The sequence below is a fragment of the Bacillus sp. SRI_025 genome (assembly GCF_057592095.1).
The window spans coordinates 207,995-225,972 of record NZ_JBYEGB010000004.1 but is presented as its reverse complement, the minus strand read 5'-3'; the positions used below and the strand labels follow the sequence as shown (position 1 = coordinate 225,972).

Below are 17,978 nucleotides of genomic sequence, written 5' to 3'. Positions count from 1 at the left end.
CTTATACTCTTTGGGCTTTTCTCATCACACTTCCATAATAATTGGAATGATCATCGGTTTACGTTTTGTTTTTTCATAAAGGAATTGATTGAGTACATCGCGCATGGATTGTTTCAATGTTGACCATTCAACAATTGAGTTTTCCGTTTGCTCTTTGACAATCCCTTTGACCATTTCTGTTGCTTTCACAATCAGCTCTTCGGATTCTCTTACATAGACAAATCCTCTTGTGATGATTTCAGGTCCAGAAATTAATTGTTTCTTTTGTTTATCTAGCGTAATGACGACGATCAAGATGCCGTCTTGAGACAACAGGCGTCTATCGCGTAGCACGATGTTTCCGATATCACCAACGCCAAGACCATCGATTAAAATGTTCCCTTGGTGAACTTTTTCACCGATTTTGACGTTCTGTCCTCTAAACTCAACCACATCTCCTTTATCAATCAAGAAAATGTCGCTGCGTTTCATACCTACTTCTTCGGCAATACGAGAATGTGCTTTTTGCATACGATATTCGCCATTCACCGGAATTAAATACTTCGGTTTTAGTAAGTTCAACATCAGCTTTAACTCTTCTTGGCAGCCATGTCCAGATACATGCACACGTTTTTGTGCAAAAATGACTTGTGCTCCGCTTCTTGTGAGGAAATCCACTGTTTTAGAGTATGTGAGTTCTTGTCCAGGAAGTGGTGTAGATGCAATCACAACAGTGTCATCTTTTTCAATATGAAGCTGTTTGTGATTTTGCTTTGCCATTTTTGTTAAAGCAGCAAGCGGCTCTCCGTGGCTTCCAGCAGTCAGGATGACCACATCGTTTTTCGCCATTTTCTTCACTTCTTGAACGGGTACAAATAATTCTTCGTCTGCTGTCACATAACCAAGCTTGATCGCCAGCTGAAGGGTTGTCATCATATTCTTCCCTGCAACGGCAAGCTTACGGCCATTTTGATTTGTTGCATTAATGATCTGCTGCACGCGGTTAATATTTGATGAAGACACAGCAACAATCACACGATTTTCAGCATTGTACATCGCATTTGAGATTTCGTCTTGGACGAGCGCCTCAGAAGGTGTATAGCCTGGTTTTTCAGCATTTGCACTGTCTGAAAGCAGTGCTAAAACGCCATTGTTTCCAATTTTCGCAATCTCTCCGATGTCACAGGCTTGGTTAAGCGCTGGGGTTTGATCAAATTTAAAATCACCTGTGCATACGATTGAACCAAGAGAGGTTTTGAAGCTGATCCCAACTGAATCAGGGATGCTGTGATTCGTTCTAAAGAATGATACTTTTGTTGTTTCAAAAGTAATGACTGATTTTGCATGTACCTCACGCAAATCAGCTTTTTGATTGAAGCCATACTGCTTTAATTTTTCTCGAAGTAACGCAAGGGTCAGCTTCGTTCCGTAGACTGGTACAGACAATTTGCTCAAGCAATGGAATACGCCTCCGATTGCTTCATCATGTCCGTGGGTAAGAAAAATTGCTTTCACCCGATCAGCACGTTCTGTTAAATAAGAGATATCAGGAATGACGACGTCAATGCCCAGCATTTCATTTTCTGGATGCATTAAACCTGCATCTACTACATATATGTCCGAATCAATCTCAATGACATATAGGTTTTTTCCGATTTCTCCAACGCCTCCGAGTGCAATAATTCTTACGTTCTCTGTATTTTTCTTTTTCAAAATTCTTATCCTCCTAGTCTCAAGCCCGTCCATCATCGCTTAATGCTATTATAACTGAATCTAATTTTAGAAAACAAGATGAAGTCACATTTTAAGAAAGTGTTTATGTATAAAAAACGGTCATACTCAGGGACATCTGAGAATGACCGCTTACGAAATCTTTTGTTTTGATCAGCTGTTTAAAACGCTGCTTAAATCCAGTCTCTCTTCTTCTGACAAAGGCAAAAGCGGAAGACGAACAGATCCGACGTCTAGTCCTTTCAGCTGAAGAGCTGTTTTGACAGGCGTTGGATTTGGCGCTGAGAAAAGCTGTTTCATGATTGGAAGCAGCTTTTGATGGATCAATGCTGCATTCGCTGTTTGGCCTGAAGCATAGCTTTTCAGCATTTGCTGCATATCAAGCCCTACGATATGAGACGCAACAGAGACAACTCCTTTTGCACCAACAGATACAGCCGGAAGTGTTAAGCTGTCGTCCCCTGAATATACATCGAAATCTTCTGGCGTCTCAGCAATGATTTTTGTCATGGCATCAAGATCGCCGCTTGCTTCTTTGATGGCAACAATGTTAGGTATTTGCGCAAGCTTAATCGTTGTTTCTGGTGCTAATGAAGCGACCGTTCTTCCTGGTACATTGTAAAGCATGACAGGAAGAGATGTAGACTCGGCAATGGCTTTAAAGTGTGCATACATGCCTTCCTGTGATGGCTTGTTGTAATAAGGTACGACAAGCATCACTGCATCAACGCCCGCTTCTTCTGCTTTTTTCGTTAGTTTGATAGACGCATTTGTATTATTACTGCCTGTTCCTGCAATGATTTTACAACGACCATTTGCTAATTTGACCGATTGCTGAAAAAGAGCGACTTTTTCTTCATTCGATAAAGTTGGCGATTCGCCTGTTGTCCCTGCAACGACTAAGGAGTCACTGCCGTTTTTTAATAAATAATCAATGAGAATTGATAGCTTTTGGAAATCGATGTTGCCCTTTTTATCAAAAGGTGTAATCATAGCTGTTGCGATATTTCCGAAATTCATTTTTTTCACCTCATCATGATTCAATCACATTTATCTTGAAAGTTCAAACACTTCATGCAGGGCATTGACGGCCGCTCTCATGTTTTCTTCGTTCACTAACACCCAAATGGTCGTATGACTGTCAGCAGATTGTAAAATCGGAATGTTTTGCTCGGATAGTGCCGATACAATTTTAGATGTGACACCTGGTACACCCATAATTCCTGCGCCAACAGCTGATACTTTCGCACAATTTGTTGTCACAATTGGCGTATAGCCAAGATCTTTTAGGATCGACGTTGCCTTTTCAGTCATTGCACCTGTTACTGTATACACAATTTCACTCGGTGTGATGTTGAAGAAGTCGACACTGATTTGTGCGTTTGCCATTGCTTTGAAGACCTCTGTTTGTACGCTGTACTGACCTTCTTTTGCTGGAACTTTGATTTGCGTCACATCATTGACATGTGCAATACCCGTAATGAGGCGGTCGTACACATCATGGCTCATTTTATCTGAGTAGTGTGATGTAACGAGTGTGCCCTCATCATCAGAGTATGTTGAACGGACCCTCATTGGTACTTTTGCTTGCATCGCAATTTCGACAGCTCTCGGGTGAATGACTTTTGCCCCTTGATATGCGAGGTTGCAAATTTCCGTATATGTCACGACTCTCAGCGGTTTTGCATTTTCAACAATGCGGGGATCTGCTGTCATAACGCCTTCTACATCTGTAAAAATATCAATAAAGTCTGCCTGCAATGCAGCGCCTAAAGCAGCGGCGGACGTATCACTGCCACCTCGTCCGATTGTTGTCACGTCTCCATTTTTCGCGGCTCCCTGGAATCCAGCAACGACGACAACATCATGTTCAGAAAGTGCTGCCTCCAGACGTTCGCACTTCATGTCAATAATTTTCGCACTTGTATGCTCCTTATCTGTTACAAAGCCCGCCTGAGCTCCAGTCATCGCTACAGCCTTTAGACCGTTTTCATTCAGCATACTTGAAAACACAACAGCTGAGATATTCTCTCCGCAGGAAACAAGCAAATCTTTTTCTCGATTTGTCATATGCTGCGCGCTGCCGTAAAGCAGACCAAGCAGCGTATCTGTCGCATAGGGATCGCCTTTTCGTCCCATTGCAGAAACGACGACAACCGACTTATAGCCTTTCTCTTTTGCAGATAAGATATGTGCAAGTGCCCTTTTTCTACCTTGATCATCTTTGACAGATGTACCGCCAAATTTTTGGACAATTATTTTCACTGTTTTCACTCCAAGTTCATTCTGACGTAACAGAAGAGAGCAGGCGAAAGATGCCTAACTCTCTTCTGTTCGTCCTCATCATCCATTGAATGTTAAACTAATTTTAATGCTTTTAAGCTTTCTGCAATTTGAACTGAGTTCCATGCAGCACCTTTAAGCAGGTTATCAGATACAATCCACATATGGAACCCGTTTGGACGGTCCAAATCTTTCCGAATGCGGCCGACAAATACGTCGTTTTTCCCAACAGCATCTGCAGGCATTGGATAAATTTGCTGAGACGGATCATCTTGCAGCGTAATTCCTGGTGCATCTTTTAGAATTGATTTAAGGTCTTCCACTGTTGCATCATTTGATTCTAGTTCGACGTAGACAGATTCTGAATGTCCCGTTTCAATTGGAAGTCTCACGCATGTTGCCGCTACTTCGAGCTCTGGCATATGCATGATTTTTTTCGTTTCGTTGATCATTTTCATTTCTTCGAATGTATAGCCATTGTCTTGGAATTTATCAATTTGCGGAATCGCATTAAATGCAATTTGATAAGGCATAACTTCCGGTGTTACATCTTCTTTATTTAAAATGGCTTGTGATTGGCTGTATAGTTCGTCAATGGCCTCATGTCCCGCACCTGATACTGCTTGATACGTAGAGACAATGACTTTTTTCATTCCATACGCCTGACGAAGCGGTTCTAATGCCGCTACCATTTGAATCGTTGAACAGTTAGGGTTTGCAATGATCCCTTGATGATCATGCAAATCTTTTTCGTTTACCTCTGGTACGACAAGAGGGATGTTTTCGTCCATACGAAAAGCACTAGTGTTGTCTACAACAATCGCACCTCGTTTGACTGCTTCAGGAGCCAGCGCTTTAGAAACATTTCCTCCAGCACTGAATAATGCAATATTCACTCCTTCAAAACTTTCAGGTGTTGCTTCCTGAACAGTGTACTCTTGACCTCTGAATGTCACTTTTGTTCCAGCAGAACGTTTTGAGGATAGTAGAGTAAGTGTATCCATTTCAAAATCTCTGTCAGCTAGTGTTTTTAACATTTGTTGACCGACAGCTCCAGTCGCTCCAACTACAGCTACATGCAATCCTCTTCCCATCAGTAAAACTCCTTCCGACCCATCCATGATTCTTTTCTTTCGGATGGCCATCCTATGACTTTTTACATTTTATTTTACCATAGAAAAGCAAGGCTTGAAGCATCTTTTTTGAATCTTTAATGATTTTCTAGTGAATCTATTATTCGTTTGGTCCAATTAAAATCGGCTGAATTTGTCTATGCTGGAGTGCCTCTTCTACTGTTTGAGATAGCAGATCCATATTTGCGACCATAGAGGTCGGTTTTTTGAATGGATCATCTTGGCCAAACGGAATAAAGAAAATATTCTTTGTCGACATCAGTCTCATCAGATTTGTACCATTTAAGCCTAACGCATCATTTGTTGAGATACCTAAAACGACAGGTCGATGATTTCGAATGGTCGCTTTAGCAGCCATTAAAACAGGACTGTCTGTCATGGCATTTGCAAATTTCGCCATTGAGTTTCCAGTTAAAGGCGCTATGACCATACAATCAAGCGGCAGCTTAGGTCCAAGCGGCTCTGCTTTCACGATTGAGTCAATCGCCTTAAATCCAGTCAGCTTCTCAATCCGCTCGATCCACTCGGCTCCCTCTCCAAATCTCGTATTCGTGCTCTGCACCGTGTACGACACTACTGGACGCACCTCTGCCCCTTCTTTTACAAGCGCTTCGATTTGCGGAAAAACGGCTTCATACGTACAGTGGGAACCTGTTAAACCAAAGCCGATTCTTTTCCCTTTTAATGTTGTCATGATTCCATCCCCCTTTTTTCCTCCGCAAGTTCACATAAAAGCCCGGAAAGCACTTTTGCAATGATTTGTCCTGCTGTCTTTGGTGCAACAATCCCCGGGAGTCCTGGTGCAAGAAGTGCCTTCACTCCGTGCTTTTGTGCAAAGTCAAAGTCTGTTCCGCCTGGGCGGGAGGCGATATCCAAAATGAGTGTCTTTGGTGTCATGCTGACGATGACAGATGAATCTAATACAAGACTTGGAATGGTATTGATGATAATATCAACATCCGTTACTTCCTCTTTTAACTGGTCCATTGAAAATGGATCAAGCCCCATCTCAAAGGCACGCGCTAAATGTGCTGTGTCTGCCGCCCCTACTTTTACGTCTGCCCCTAGTGCCCGAAATGTGCGCGCAATGGTGAGTCCTGTTCTTCCAAGTCCGAGAACAGCGACATGTGACCCGTGAATCGTATAGTCCGTTTGCTGAATGGCCATCATGATAATTCCTTCAACTGTTGGAATAGAGTTATATATGGCAATATCATCTCGCTCAAACAGCTTCACAAGCTTCCGGTTCACCTGCTTTGCCAGATTGTCTAAGTACGTATTTGAAATACCTGAGTACAAGGTACAATGGGCAGGGGTTCTTTCTAAATATTTAGCTTCCAGCAAGACCTGCTCGTTTGAAAAAACTGTAGCAACAGCGCCTTCATCCGTTGCCCCTGATACTGGCAGGATCATACTGTCTACTTGTTCGAATGGAAGTTCAGACATTTTCAGCTTTTCAGCACCGATAAATCCATGATCCAGCTGATCAAATCCGACCAAAAACACTTTGGCATGCTGCTGTGACAACTTGCGAATAATTTCAAGCTGCCTTGCATCTCCCCCGATCACCGCAACCGTTAAACCGCTCAACATACTGACCGTTCACCTTCTTTATTTAAAAAAGTCTGTAATATTTTCTGAATCTCCCTTTCAGCATATGAGGAGAGGATTCAGCCTGTGAACGAATCAGAGAGAGAAAAGAAAAAGAGCACCATTATTGTGGGTGCTCTTTTTCTCCGTGCGGCTGAAGTTCTTCAGGCACATCGAGAATGATCATATCTGATCCTATTTTTTGAATGTGATTCCACGGGACGCGGATGTCATTTCCTTGTTTTCGAAAGCCAAACCACTTCACGGAAGGTATAATGAGTGCTGTAATTTGACCGTCCTGTTCATTGATTTCAAGGTCGGTTTGTCCAAGCACGCCAAGCCGCTCCGCTCTTTTAATATCGACGATCTCTTTTCCTGACAGTTCACTCAGCCTCAAAATCGCATCACTTCCCTTCCGTATCATATATGCATTAAAAGGCAGAAATAGACCGTCCTGCTCTTTTCAAGTTATGTGATGCGAGTTGGTATACCAAATAGGCTTAAGTTGATGAAAGTAATTATGATCTGTCAGCATTCTCTCCACTCGGTTTAACATGTCTTTTACATGTCCCGGATCATAGGAAAGTGTCCAGACAATAGAGGAAAAGCAGCTCATTGCTGTATAGATGGAAAAAAGAATCCAAAAATTATTTGTGGACTGCTTACTTAGGTATTCATCCAATTGTCCAACTGAAAACGGAATGCTGCTTTCTCGACTAAATAAGGACAATTTATAAAAATCATGAACCGGATCTCCCCAGTCGGATTGATCGAAATCAATCACACCGGCATACTGATTACCTTGTATGATGATATTCCCTAAATGAAAATCATCATGCTGGAACTGGTTAGGTCTCTCTTTTACCTCATCAGCATGCGACTTGATAAAATCTAATACAAACTGATCATTGGGAAACGACAAGCCACTTGATTGATAAGCATGTACATACCGTTCATGTTTTGCCATGACCTTCTCATTCCATGGACGAACATGAGAAGGTGCATGACATGCATGCATCAAACTTAGCTCTCTACCTGCCCGCCTCCCGATCTCATACTGCTCTTCATTCGTGAGTAGATGGATGGAATCTCTACCAATCTCGCCTTCAATATAGGAGAAAATACGATAGGTACAGTTTAGTTCAGCACTTATTCCAATCTCAATCAATTCAGAACAAAGAATCCCTCGATCTTTAAACTTCCGCTGCACTGATGCTTTTCTTTTAAAGCGGGAATACGTTTGAATGTCCGATAACTTAAGCACCATCTTTTCACTAGATGATATTGTAACCAAAAAGGTACGATCTCCCGAAAAACCAGATGTCATTCGTTGGAAGGAAATAGTTTGTGTCAGAAGTGGAGACAGCTGTTTCAGTTTTTCAAGTTCCATGAAAGCAGAACCCCTTTCTTCTTTACCTACAATAAAAACGGCAGACTTTTTTGAGTCTGCCGTGTTGTTTACATTATGATGGCTGATCACCCGTCGGACTAATAAGCGAGAGCGCATAATCTTCTGTAAAGATGCGTTTTGATAAGTTATTCACGCCGTCTAATGTGACGCTGTTGATTTCGTCAATAATTTCATCGAGTGTCCGATGTTTGCCAAGGAGCAGTTCGTTTTTACCGTTTCGGCTCATTTTGCTGTTTGTGCTTTCAAGACTCAGCATAAGGTTGCCTTTCATTTGCTCTTTAGAGTTCTCTAATTCTTTCTGTGTGATTCCCTCACGCTTTAAGACGTCTAATGTTTGTAAGATGGTCTCAGAGAGCAGGTTTAACTGCTTCGCTCCAGTTCCGCCATAAATCGTCAGCATTCCATTATCTGCAAATGAACTGTGATAGCTAAAGACGGAATAAGCAAGTCCTTTGTCCTCTCTTACATCTTGGAATAATCGGCTGCTCATGCTTCCACCAAGAACATTATTTAAGACGATTAAGTCATAGATGCCTTTATCTCCCGCTGGAAGGCCATTAAAGCCCAGGCATAGGTGAGCTTGTTCCGTTTCCTTTTTGCGTGTGAGCTTGTCATAATGAAATGCTGGAGCTTCGACAGGCTGCTTTTTGCCTTTTCCTTCATAAGAGCCGAATAGCTTTTCAACCTCACGAATAAAAGTCTCATCTACGTTCCCTGCAACAGAGATCACGACACGGTCCGGCGTGTAGAACTCATCCATATATTTTCTAAGTGAGTCACCGTTAAAGGTAGAAAGTGTTTCCTCTGTTCCTAAAATCGGATATCCTAATGAATGTTCACCATAAATGGCTTTGCTTAATAAATCATGAACGATGTCATCAGGTGTATCCTCATACATTTTAATTTCTTCGTACACCACATTTTTTTCTTTTTTCAGCTCTTCTTCATCAAAAGCAGAGTGAAAGAACATGTCGCTTAATACATCGAGGGCGTAGTCAGCATGTGAATCAAGCACCTTTGCATAGTAACAAGTGTATTCTTTTGATGTAAAGGCATTCACTTGACCACCGATGCGGTCAAAGGATTCTGCGATATCACGTGCAGATCTTGTCTTTGTCCCTTTAAAGAACATATGCTCTAAAAAATGTGAGATCCCATTAATTTCAGGTGTCTCATGTCTAGAGCCTGTTCCAATCCAGACGCCAATTGCGACAGACCTTACAGTGGGATTGTTTTCGAGTACAATTCTTACTCCGTTTTGGCAAGTATACGTTTTGACCAAGTTTTGCTCCTCCTATTCAACAAACAGATCGCATCACGGATGTCTTTTTTCACTTAGGAGGTCAGAAACCGTCCCTAATTCATATCCTCTTTCCTTGATTTGAGTGATAAGTGCGTCAAGACTTTTCGCCGTTGCATCTGTTGGATGCATTAATATCATCGCCCCATTGTGTATTTTCCCAAGCACCCGCTTTTGTAAAATAGCCGGTGATGGTTTTTGCCAGTCGATGGTGTCTACTGTCCACATAATGGTTTCCATGCCTTCTTGTTTGGCAAGCTTAACTGTTTCTTCTTTAAAGCTGCCGCTTGGAGGTGCAAACCATTTTGGTTTCTTCCCAAGGGATTCTTCAATTTGGCGATTTGTTTTCGTTATCTGCTCTAATGCTCGTTCTCTTGTCAGTGTGCGCATATCTGGGTGATTGTATGAATGATTTCCAATTTCATGACCATCTGCCACGATTTTTTTAGCAAGTTCTGTGCTTTTTTTCACCCATTTGCCTTCTAAGAAAAAAGTCGCCTTGACTTGGTGCTTTTCCAGCGTCTTTAACATGTTGATTAAATGCTCGTCACCCCAAGCTACGTTGATGAGGAATGCATTCATTTTTTTATCTGGATGGCCTTTATAAATGGGCTCTGCACCAAGTTCATGTAAATGAATAGATGGTTTTGTTTCATTCAAAACAAGCAGCTTTTCATCGAATGACCCCTGTTTCTTCATTTTTTCATAAGAGGCATCGATATCAACTGTCTGTCCATTTAAGCCAGGTATCTTTTTCCACACTTTATCAATCTTAGCATTTTGCGCCTTTACTTCATAGTCAGAAGACTTCGATTCGATCTCCTGATATAAAATATCTTTGGAAACAGATGCTACCTCGGCATGCTCTTTCATTGATTCAATATATGTAACAGCAGCCGGCTGCTTCATTGTTTGATATGACACGAGCAGTAAAAATACAAACACAATGAATGGTAACGTTTTTTTCAATGGTTGTCCCTCCCCTTTACCACAAATTATGATGGGGAGAAACAAGCTAGAACTATTGTTAGCGCAAGAAAAGAAAGAAGCCTGGCACGGATACCTGGCTTCTAACACATTTTATTTGATCTCATTAAGACTGCTTTTCTTCTTTTTCCTTTTCTTCACGTAAAACAGCTTTCCGAGAAAGGTTCACACGGCCTTGTTTATCGATTTCAGTGACTTTGACAAGTAATTCATCGCCAAGTTTCACAACATCTTCTACTTTGCCAACACGCTCAAGCGCAAGCTCAGAAATATGAACAAGTCCATCTTTTCCGCTGAAGATTTCAAGGAAGGCACCGAATTTTTCAATGCGTTTGACTTTACCTAGGTAAAGCTGTCCTACTTCAACTTCTCTCACAAGATCTTCAATGATTTTCTTCGCTTTTTGGTTCATATCTTCTTCTGTAGAAGAAATAAAGATTGTACCATCTTGTTCAATATCGATTTTTACACCGGTATCTTCAATGATTTTATTGATTTGTTTACCGCTTGGTCCAATGACATCGCGAATTTTATCCGGATTGATTGTCATCGTTAAGATTTTTGGTGCATAACGAGACAATTCTCCTCTAGAAGCAGGAATCGTTGACAACATGCTGTCTAGGATTTCCATTCTTCCTTTTTTCGCTTGTTGAAGAGCCTCTTCTAAGATGTCTTTTGATAGACCATCAATTTTGATGTCCATTTGAAGTGCTGTGACACCTTTTGATGTACCTGCAACTTTAAAGTCCATATCTCCAAGTGCATCTTCCATTCCTTGAATGTCTGTCAGCACTGTGTAGTATTCCCCTGATTTTACAAGTCCCATTGCAATCCCTGCAACTGGTGCTTTAATTGGAACACCCGCATCCATCATCGCAAGTGTGCTTGCGCAAATACTTGCTTGTGATGTAGACCCGTTTGATTCTAATACCTCTGAAACAAGGCGAACCGTATAAGGGAAATCTTTTTCGGATGGAATCACCGGTTCTAGTGCACGTTCACCTAGTGCGCCATGTCCGATCTCACGGCGGCCTGGACCACGCATTGGGCCTGTCTCACCAACACTGAACTGCGGGAAATTGTAATGATGCATGAAGCGTTTTGATTCTTCAACACCTAGACCATCAAGAATTTGCACATCGCCAAGTGCACCTAATGTACAAATACTAAGCGCCTGTGTTTGTCCTCTTGTAAATAAGCCTGAACCGTGCGTTCTTGGCAGGAGTCCTACTTCTGAAGAAAGTGGGCGGATTTGATCTACACCGCGTCCATCTGGACGTACTTTCTCTTCAGTGATCAGACGGCGAACTTCGTTTTTGACAAGCTTGTTTAATACATCTTTTGCTTGTTTAATCGTTGCTTCGTCACGTTCTTCTGCTTCAAACTTCTCGACTACAGCTTTTTTCACAGCACTGATTGCATCCTCACGCGCATGCTTCTCATGTACTTGAATCGCTTTCAGCAGGTCTGCTTCAGCAAGGGCTTTTACTTCGTCTGCTAACGTTTGATCTACTTCATATAAAGGAATATCGATTTTTTCTTTACCGACTGCCTTCACAATTTCTTCTTGGAATTCAATTAAGCGTTTGATTTCTTGGTGACCGTACATGATCGCTTCAAGCATTGTTTCTTCCGGTACTTCATCAGCACCAGCTTCTACCATGTTGATCGCATCTTTTGTTCCAGCAACTACAAGATTGATGTCACTTTGCTCAAGCTGCTCCACATTTGGGTTAATGATCAGCTTTCCATCCACTCGTCCTACTGTAACGCCGGCGATTGGTCCCTCAAATGGAATGTCAGACACACATAAAGCTAAAGATGAGCCAAACATTGCAGCCATTTCAGATGAGCAATCTTGATCCACACTCATGACGATACTAATAACTTGTACTTCGTTTCTAAATCCATCTGCAAACAGCGGACGAATTGGTCTGTCAATTAAGCGGCTCGCAAGGATCGCCTTTTCACTTGGGCGGCCTTCTCTTTTAATGAAGCCGCCAGGAATTTTACCTACTGCGTATAGTCTTTCTTCGTAGTTCACAGTGAGCGGGAAGAAATCAAGTGGTTTTGGTTCTTTAGAAGCTGTTGCTGAGCTAAGCACAGCCGTATCTCCGTAGCGTACGAGGACCGCTCCGTTTGCTTGCTTTGCAAGCTGGCCAGTTTCAACTGTCAGTTGACGTCCAGCCCAGTCTATGGTGAAGACATGTTTCTCTTGTCCCATTCTGAGATAAACTCCTCTCTTATCGTAAAGTTTTAGTTAGTTCTTATTATGAACAAAATGATTTTCACATATCAATGTGAAAGCTGTATGTAGAAGGGTTTTTGCCATTCTTTCAACATTTTAACCATAAAATATTAGTGATTATACGATAAAAAAGCGGGAATCCTCCCGCTTTTTACGATTATCGACGTAAGCCTAGTTTGTTAATTAACTCACGGTAACGAGTTACGTCTTTATTACGTAGATACGTAAGAAGATTACGACGTCTACCTACCATTTTCAAAAGACCGCGACGTGAGTGGTGATCTTTCTTATGAGTACGTAAATGCTCGTTCAAGTTGTTAATTGATTCTGTTAGGACAGCGATCTGAACTTCTGGAGATCCAGTATCAGATTCGTGTGTTTTGAACTCATTAATTAATTGCGTTTTACGCTCTTGAGTAATTGCCATCCTGTTTCACCTCCAAATCATGTTAGCCCCATCTACCTCGCAACCGTCGGTGAAGTCGGCCTGCCAAGTAAGTGGTTTTAAAGCTACAGGAATTATCATACTAAAAATATGCTAAATTTGCAAATGATAGAGCAGTTTTTCTATATTTTTTTTGTTTGCTTGTGTTGATCTTGAAAAAACTGAATCGCTTCTTCTTTATCTTGACTAATTTGAGCCGTCAGCTCCTGAATTCCGTTAAATTTACGTTCACTGCGAATGCGCTTGAACCATTGTAATTTAATCGGCTGGCCATATATTTCTTCGTTGAAATCAAAGAGGTTTACTTCAATGGCAGGCTGATCAGGTCGCTTTTCATAAAACGTTGGTTTATACCCAACATTACAAACGCCGTCATATACTTTGCCTTTCACTTCTGCTCTTACAGCATATACTCCTGTTGGCGGAATAATGTATTCAGCAGATAAGCCGACATTAGCTGTCGGAAATCCGATCGTCCGTCCGCGTTTGTCTCCATGGATGACAATGCCGCGAAGCTGATAAGGTTTTCCTAAAAGCTCGCTCACATATTCAACATCCCCATTTTTTAATGCGGAACGGATGAGAGTGGAGCTGACTTTTCGGTCTTGATTGGACAGCTTAGGGACGATGGTTGCCATGATACGGCCTTTTCCATATTCATCAAACGTTTCCATTGTGCCTGCACCAAAACGGCCAAACGTAAAATCAAACCCCGCTACTGCGTGCTTCACATTCAATTCATCCAAATATTGATCCACAAACTCTTGAGGAGATAGAGCTGCAAAGCTCTCGCTGAATTGTACGATGTATAAATAGTCAGCGCCCAGCTGCTTGATAAAATCAATTTTATCCTCAAGCGGTGTAATTAAGTCTTTTGGTTCCCGTGCCTTTTGCAAAACATGTGAAGGATGCGGATGAAAGGTCATGACCGCTAAGGCCAATCCTTCTTTTTTCGCAATGCTTCTTGCTTCATCAATGACTTTTTGATGCCCGAGGTGAACACCGTCAAAGTACCCTAAAGCCATGACAGATGGGACTTGATCCTTTTGATTCAATGTATGTGGGTGTGAAATATGTATAGTCTTCACGAGATGTCACCTTTTCTTTAAGATTGCTTGTCCTGAGATAAGATCTTCGCCGGCTTCATCAGGTTCGGTTTGGTCGGGTGCTTCATATATATCGCCAGACAACGACCTGAAGGAGCAAAAACAGCGACACGATCCTCCTCTGCGAAATGAGCAAATTCATCAGGCATTGGCAGGACTGCACCGTTTTCCACTTTACTTGCTAATGTATCATTTATCTCCCATTTCGGCAAATGATTGAGCGCACGCTCGATCGGGACAAGGTGCTCATCTACAGTTCCTTCCTCGCTTATCTCTCGCAGCTCATCCAGCGTGATACATTTATCAAGTGTAAAATCACCAGACCCTGTGCGAATGAGGTGTGACATGTGGGCTGGAAACCCTAGTTTCTTCCCGATATCAACCGCTAATGTTCTCACATATGTTCCCTTTGAGCATAGTACGGTGAATCTAAATGACACGCTGCCATCCTCATATGTGACAGGTGTAGTCCGCTCGATACGATGAATAGTAATTTTACGGGCCGGCCGCTCAATTTCAATGCCTTCTCTAGCATATTCATAGAGCTTTTTCCCGCCAATTTTCACAGCAGAAAACATGGGAGGAATTTGTTCAATGGTTCCTTCAAACTGCTTCAGCGCCGCATCAATGTCTTTTTCTGAGATCGGTTTTTCCACTTTTTTTTCTTCTACGATCTCACCTGTTTGGTCTTCTGTTGTTGTAGAAAAACCAATCGTGATTTCTGCATCATATGTTTTCGATTTATCTGTTAAGTATTCTACAATCTTCGTTGCTCTTCCGATACAAATAGGCAGAACACCTGAAACCTCTGGGTCGAGGGTGCCTGTATGTCCGACTTTTTTTGTGTACAAAATTTTTCTTACCTTAAACACACAGTCGTGGGAGGTCATACCTCTTTCTTTATGTAATAAAAGAACACCATTTATCATCTGCGTTCTCTCCTTTCATAAACGATGAAAAAGGACAGACGATCATCGCCTATCCTTATTTCAACGTCTTATTCTTGATCTTTTGTGTTTAATTCAGCAATCAGGCTTTCAATTCTGTTTCCGTAATCTACGGATTCGTCGAATTCAAAATGAAGTTCTGGTGTTTTGCGAAGTCTGATTCGATTGCCAATTTCAGAGCGGATGTACCCTTTAGCCTTTGCAAGGCCTTTTAAGGTTTCCTCTCTTTTCTTCTCGTCGCCAAGAACAGAAATGTAGACTTTGGCAATTTGTAAATCACCGGATACTTCGACATCGGTTACAGTCAAAAAGCCGATTCTTGGATCTTTTAGCTTTCTGCCTAGAATGTCGCCCAATTCTTTTTTCATTTGCTCACCCACACGGGTTGCTCTCATACTCATGATCTTATCACCTCTAATTAAAACCACTCAGTTTTCGTGATCGTTCGTTCAATTTCTGGAAAAGAATCGATAAAGCTTAATACACGCTGAAGTTCCTTTTCCACTTGAACCCGAGATGAGGAAATCACGGCGATTCCAATTGATGTACGCTGCCATGTATCCTGGTAATCCATTTCAGCAATGGTTACATTGAATTTATGACGCGTTCTTGTCAATATACGCTGAAGAACCGCACGTTTTTCCTTCAGTGAGGATGCATCATAGATCATGCACTCACATTCGGTATAACCGATCATTTTCTTTCGATTTCTTGCATAACGAATGATTCCATAACATCACCTTCACGGATATCATTGTATTTCTTAATGGTAATACCACATTCATAGCCTTGTGAAACTTCTTTCACATCATCTTTAAATCGTTTTAATACGTCAACTTCGCCTTCGAAAATAACGACGCCGTCACGGATTAAGCGGATTCCGCTATCTCTTGTAATCGTTCCTTCAGTCACATAGCCGCCAGCAATTGTACCGATTTTAGATACTTTAAACGTTTGACGAACTTCAACTTGACCGATGACTTTTTCTTCATATTCAGGGTCAAGCATCCCTTTCATCGCAGCTTCAATTTCATCGATGACTTTATAGATAATGCGGTGCAAGCGGATATCTACGTTTTCTGTTTCAGCTGTGCTCTTCGCATTTCCATCAGGGCGTACGTTAAAGCCGATTACGATGGCATTAGAAGCACTTGCTAAAATGATGTCTGATTCTGTAATCGCTCCAACACCCGTATGGATGATTTTCACTTTTACGCCTTCGACTTCAATTTTTTGTAGAGCTGCCGTTAATGCTTCAGCAGAGCCTTGTACGTCTGCTTTCACGATCAAGTTGATATCTTTTACGTCACCTTGTTTGATTTGCTCAAATAGGTCGTCTAGAGATAATTTTGCTTTGTCTGAACGCTGTTCGTCCAGCTGTTTAGAAGCACGCGCCTCACCAACTTGACGAGCTGTTTTTTCATCTTTGAATACGAGGAACTGATCCCCTGCATTCGGTACATCGTTTAAACCAGTGATTTCAACAGGTGTAGATGGTCCTGCTGTTTTCACGCGGCGGCCGATATCATTGACCATTGCACGTACACGGCCAAATGTATTTCCGACAACGATTGGGTCACCTACTTGAAGGGTACCTGTTTGAACAAGAAGGGTTGCAACAGAACCTCTTCCTTTATCAAGCTCAGCCTCGATAACAGTCCCTTTTGCCGCACGATTTGGGTTGGCTTTCAATTCTGCTACTTCGCTGACAAGAAGGATCATTTCGATCAATTCGTCAATGCCTTCACCTGTTTTTGCAGATAGTGGCACGAAGATCGTTTCCCCGCCCCAAGCTTCTGGTACAAGACCATGCTCAGTTAATTCCTGCATCACGCGGTCAGGGTTTGCTGTTGGTTTGTCAATTTTATTGACAGCGACAATGATTGGCACTTCTGCCGCTTTCGCATGGTTAATCGCTTCAATTGTTTGCGGCATGACACCATCATCTGCTGCAACAACCAGAATTGTCGTATCGGTTACTTCGGCACCACGTGCACGCATCGTTGTAAATGCTGCGTGTCCAGGTGTATCAAGGAACGTAATTTTTTTGCCGTTTTCTTCGATTTGGTATGCACCGATATGCTGCGTAATTCCACCTGCTTCGCCTTCGACGACTTTTGTCTTACGAATGCTGTCAAGAAGAGTTGTTTTCCCGTGGTCAACGTGTCCCATGATCGTTACAACTGGAGGGCGTACTTGCATATCTTCTTCTTTATCTTCAACTTCATACTTTTCAAGTTCAGTTTCTTCTAAAATAATGACTTCCTCTACTGGAACACCATATTCAGAAGCGATTAATTCAACTGTATCTTTGTCAAGTTCTTGGTTGATCGTTGCCATGACACCAAGCATCATCAGCTTTTTGATGATTTCAGCTGTTTCTTTTCCAAGCTCATCAGCCAGCTGGCCGACGGTCATTGAATTTGTAAATTCAATTTTTTCAGGAAGCTCTTTTTTAGGCTTCACAGGTCTAGCTTGCTGATGCTGCGGTTTGTTATTTCCACCACGTTTATTTTTGTTTTTATTTTGGTTGTTGTTTTTTTTGTTTTTATTAAATTGATTATTCTGCACGTCATTCTTCTTTCTATCATTGTTTTTGTTAGATGATTGTTTTTTTTGTTCTGCGGGTTTCTCGTTAGTTGTCTCTTTTGCTTTGGCTTTTTTATAGATAGCGTCTAGCTTTTTCACAGTGTCGTCTTCAAGCGTCGCCATGTGGTTGTTCACTTCCACGTTCATATCCTTAAGCGCTGCTATAATATCTTTACTTGAAACATCTATGGCTTTTGCGTATTCATATACTCTCACTTTAGCCATTCGT

At 41.8% G+C, this 17,978-nt stretch carries 17 protein-coding genes; all 17 read right to left on the bottom strand.

From position 1 onward, the window contains the following. Positions 1–24 precede the first annotated feature (24 nt). Positions 25–1,692, bottom strand: a complete 1,668-nt coding sequence (gene rnjB, locus AC20OE_RS13440; protein ID WP_012010007.1) for a ribonuclease J2 — start codon at positions 1,690–1,692, stop codon at positions 25–27. 171 nt (positions 1,693–1,863) lie between these two features. Beyond that, positions 1,864–2,730 carry a 4-hydroxy-tetrahydrodipicolinate synthase gene (dapA, locus tag AC20OE_RS13435; protein WP_039178685.1) on the bottom strand — a complete coding sequence of 289 codons (867 nt, stop codon included), beginning with the start codon at positions 2,728–2,730 and terminating at the stop codon, positions 1,864–1,866. 30 nt (positions 2,731–2,760) lie between these two features. Then, on the bottom strand, positions 2,761–3,975 hold the full coding sequence (gene dapG, locus AC20OE_RS13430; RefSeq protein ID WP_034662253.1) for an aspartate kinase: 1,215 nt from the start codon (positions 3,973–3,975) through the stop codon (positions 2,761–2,763). Between the two features lie 92 nt (positions 3,976–4,067). Continuing rightward, positions 4,068–5,087 (bottom strand): aspartate-semialdehyde dehydrogenase, encoded by a 1,020-nt coding sequence (gene asd / locus AC20OE_RS13425; RefSeq protein WP_024427010.1) that lies wholly within the window; start codon positions 5,085–5,087, stop codon positions 4,068–4,070. Between the two features lie 139 nt (positions 5,088–5,226). Further along, positions 5,227–5,820 (bottom strand): dipicolinate synthase subunit B, encoded by a 594-nt coding sequence (gene dpaB, locus AC20OE_RS13420; RefSeq protein ID WP_058837664.1) that lies wholly within the window; start codon positions 5,818–5,820, stop codon positions 5,227–5,229. Further along, positions 5,817–6,719 (bottom strand): dipicolinic acid synthetase subunit A, encoded by a 903-nt coding sequence (gene dpaA / locus AC20OE_RS13415; protein WP_047202196.1) that lies wholly within the window; start codon positions 6,717–6,719, stop codon positions 5,817–5,819. The genes dpaB and dpaA overlap by 4 nt, the downstream gene beginning before the upstream one ends. 121 nt (positions 6,720–6,840) lie before the next feature. Then, a complete protein-coding gene (locus tag AC20OE_RS13410) occupies positions 6,841–7,113 on the bottom strand; it encodes a YlmC/YmxH family sporulation protein (protein WP_024424130.1) in 273 nt (90 codons plus the stop codon). Between the two features lie 66 nt (positions 7,114–7,179). Next, on the bottom strand, positions 7,180–8,106 hold the full coding sequence (locus AC20OE_RS13405; protein WP_059376253.1) for an aminoglycoside phosphotransferase family protein: 927 nt from the start codon (positions 8,104–8,106) through the stop codon (positions 7,180–7,182). A 73-nt stretch (positions 8,107–8,179) separates the two neighbouring features. Next, positions 8,180–9,409 carry a M16 family metallopeptidase gene (locus tag AC20OE_RS13400; RefSeq protein WP_099663261.1) on the bottom strand — a complete coding sequence of 410 codons (1,230 nt, stop codon included), beginning with the start codon at positions 9,407–9,409 and terminating at the stop codon, positions 8,180–8,182. A 33-nt stretch (positions 9,410–9,442) separates the two neighbouring features. Continuing rightward, positions 9,443–10,396 carry a polysaccharide deacetylase family protein gene (locus AC20OE_RS13395; protein WP_039178663.1) on the bottom strand — a complete coding sequence of 318 codons (954 nt, stop codon included), beginning with the start codon at positions 10,394–10,396 and terminating at the stop codon, positions 9,443–9,445. Between the two features lie 124 nt (positions 10,397–10,520). Beyond that, positions 10,521–12,638, bottom strand: a complete 2,118-nt coding sequence (gene pnp, locus AC20OE_RS13390) for a polyribonucleotide nucleotidyltransferase (RefSeq protein WP_024424134.1) — start codon at positions 12,636–12,638, stop codon at positions 10,521–10,523. Positions 12,639–12,819: 181 nt separating this feature from the next. Beyond that, entirely contained in the window at positions 12,820–13,089 is a 270-nt protein-coding gene (rpsO, locus tag AC20OE_RS13385) for a 30S ribosomal protein S15 (protein WP_008354438.1), read from the bottom strand. A gap of 140 nt (positions 13,090–13,229) precedes the next feature. After that, positions 13,230–14,195, bottom strand: a complete 966-nt coding sequence (gene ribF, locus AC20OE_RS13380; protein WP_487268895.1) for a bifunctional riboflavin kinase/FAD synthetase — start codon at positions 14,193–14,195, stop codon at positions 13,230–13,232. A gap of 17 nt (positions 14,196–14,212) precedes the next feature. Next, a complete protein-coding gene (gene truB / locus AC20OE_RS13375) occupies positions 14,213–15,142 on the bottom strand; it encodes a tRNA pseudouridine(55) synthase TruB (protein ID WP_099663260.1) in 930 nt (309 codons plus the stop codon). A 68-nt stretch (positions 15,143–15,210) separates the two neighbouring features. Next, positions 15,211–15,561, bottom strand: a complete 351-nt coding sequence (gene rbfA / locus AC20OE_RS13370; RefSeq protein ID WP_039178653.1) for a 30S ribosome-binding factor RbfA — start codon at positions 15,559–15,561, stop codon at positions 15,211–15,213. A gap of 17 nt (positions 15,562–15,578) precedes the next feature. Then, positions 15,579–15,857 (bottom strand): DUF503 domain-containing protein, encoded by a 279-nt coding sequence (locus tag AC20OE_RS13365; RefSeq protein WP_024424137.1) that lies wholly within the window; start codon positions 15,855–15,857, stop codon positions 15,579–15,581. After that, entirely contained in the window at positions 15,854–17,974 is a 2,121-nt protein-coding gene (gene infB, locus AC20OE_RS13360) for a translation initiation factor IF-2 (protein WP_039178650.1), read from the bottom strand. The genes AC20OE_RS13365 and infB overlap by 4 nt, the downstream gene beginning before the upstream one ends. Between the last annotated feature and the right edge of the window lie 4 nt (positions 17,975–17,978).

What these genes read in the sequence shown, in the direction of transcription:
- dapA (WP_039178685.1), bottom strand. Translation starts at nt 2,730, where the DNA reads ATGAATTTCGGAAATATCGCAACAGCTATGATTACACCTTTTGATAAA.
- asd (WP_024427010.1), bottom strand. Translation starts at nt 5,087, where the DNA reads ATGGGAAGAGGATTGCATGTAGCTGTAGTTGGAGCGACTGGAGCTGTC.
- dpaB (WP_058837664.1), bottom strand. Translation starts at nt 5,820, where the DNA reads ATGACAACATTAAAAGGGAAAAGAATCGGCTTTGGTTTAACAGGTTCC.
- dpaA (WP_047202196.1), bottom strand. Translation starts at nt 6,719, where the DNA reads ATGTTGAGCGGTTTAACGGTTGCGGTGATCGGGGGAGATGCAAGGCAG.
- AC20OE_RS13405 (WP_059376253.1), bottom strand. Translation starts at nt 8,106, where the DNA reads ATGGAACTTGAAAAACTGAAACAGCTGTCTCCACTTCTGACACAAACT.
- pnp (WP_024424134.1), bottom strand. Translation starts at nt 12,638, where the DNA reads ATGGGACAAGAGAAACATGTCTTCACCATAGACTGGGCTGGACGTCAA.
- rpsO (WP_008354438.1), bottom strand. Translation starts at nt 13,089, where the DNA reads ATGGCAATTACTCAAGAGCGTAAAACGCAATTAATTAATGAGTTCAAA.
- truB (WP_099663260.1), bottom strand. Translation starts at nt 15,142, where the DNA reads ATGATAAATGGTGTTCTTTTATTACATAAAGAAAGAGGTATGACCTCC.
- rbfA (WP_039178653.1), bottom strand. Translation starts at nt 15,561, where the DNA reads ATGAGTATGAGAGCAACCCGTGTGGGTGAGCAAATGAAAAAAGAATTG.
- AC20OE_RS13365 (WP_024424137.1), bottom strand. Translation starts at nt 15,857, where the DNA reads ATGATCGGTTATACCGAATGTGAGTGCATGATCTATGATGCATCCTCA.
- infB (WP_039178650.1), bottom strand. Translation starts at nt 17,974, where the DNA reads ATGGCTAAAGTGAGAGTATATGAATACGCAAAAGCCATAGATGTTTCA.